The organism is Cellulomonas citrea (genome assembly GCF_009829685.1).
Taxonomy (GTDB): domain Bacteria; phylum Actinomycetota; class Actinomycetes; order Actinomycetales; family Cellulomonadaceae; genus Cellulomonas; species Cellulomonas citrea.
Genome location: NZ_VWSD01000294.1, coordinates 1 through 1,282, shown reverse-complemented (window position 1 = coordinate 1,282; position 1,282 = coordinate 1). Strand labels below are relative to the sequence as shown.

Genomic DNA, 1,282 nt, shown 5'->3' with positions numbered 1-1,282 from the left:
CGCGGCGGTCCTCGTTCACGCGTCCGCCCCGAGGACGAGGTCCACATCCAGCCGCGCGCCGCGCGCCCAGTCGGCCGCGGCCATCGGGCGACGGCCCGCCGGGGTCACCGTCCCCAGCACGACGGGGTGGCCGCCGGTGCCCACGAGGACCTCACGCCGGCCGACCTGCACGCGTCCCGGCGCGAGCGGCTCGGCCTGGGGTGCCGGGCTGACGGGCCCCAGCCCCAGCCGCGTGCCGTGCACCGTGGTCCAGGCACCCGGTGCCGGCGTGCACGCCCGGATGCGCCGGTCCACCGAGTGCGCGGGGTGCTCCCAGCGCACCCGGCCGTCCTCGGCGGTGAGCTTGGGGGCGTAGGAGACCCCGTCGGCCGGCTGCGGGACGGCCGCGAGGATGCCCTCCTCGAGCGCGTCGAGCGTGCGCACGAGCAGCTGGGAGCCGATGTCGGCCAACCTGCCGAGCAGGTCGCCGGACGTGTCGTGCGGGCCGATCGGCTCGGTGACCGTGCCGAACACAGGCCCGGTGTCCAGACCGGCCTCGATGCGGAACGTGCTCGCACCCGTCACCTCGTCACCGGCCAGCACGGCGTGCTGCACCGGCGCGGCGCCCCGCCAGGCGGGCAGCACCGAGAAGTGCAGGTTGACCCAGCCGTGCGTCGGCACGTCGAGCAGGGCCGCCGGGATGAGCGCGCCGTAGGCGACCACCGGGGCGACGTCGACCGCCAGCTCGGTGAGCCGGTCGACGAACGCCGGGTCCGACAGGCGGGCTGGTGCCAGGACCTCGAGGCCCGCCTCGTGGGCCGCGGCGGCGACGGCGCTCGGCGTCGTGCTGCGACCACGCCCCGCGGGTGCGTCGGGCCGGGTGAGCACGGCCACCACCTCGTGCCGGCTGTCGAGCAGCGCGGCCAGGGCACGCGCCGCGGGCGCCGGGGACCCGGCGAAGAGAAGTCGCATGGCTCGATCCTAGGAGCCCGTCAGCCCAGGTCCGGGGGGTCGAGCCGGACCCGCAGCGCGCCGGGTTCTCGACGGGCGCTCCGTACCCCGAGTGCGCCGGCCACCGCAGCCGCCAGCGCGGCGCCGTGCCGGAGCGGTGCACGTAGCACCACCCGGACCTCGTCGTCGGCCACCGGGACCGGGCCCAGGACCACCAGCTCGGGGACCTCGATGCGGGTGGCGAAGGCCTCGACCGCGACCCGCTCCCCCGTCGCCGCCACGGCGCGGACGGCGGGCGGCAGCCCGAGCTCGGTGCGCTCGGCCAGGTCGAGGTCGGCCAACCAGACGGGGT

1 protein-coding gene and 1 pseudogene are annotated in these 1,282 nt (G+C 77.6%); both read right to left on the bottom strand.

Annotated features, from left to right (window positions below):
- Positions 1-15: 15 nt before the first annotated feature.
- Positions 16-951: a methionyl-tRNA formyltransferase gene (fmt, locus tag F2B26_RS16270; protein WP_159811114.1), complete on the bottom strand. Its 936-nt coding sequence runs from the start codon at positions 949-951 to the stop codon at positions 16-18.
- A 20-nt stretch (positions 952-971) separates the two neighbouring features.
- Positions 972-1,282 (bottom strand): annotated as a pseudogene (locus tag F2B26_RS16265) (primosomal protein N'); the annotation flags it as partial.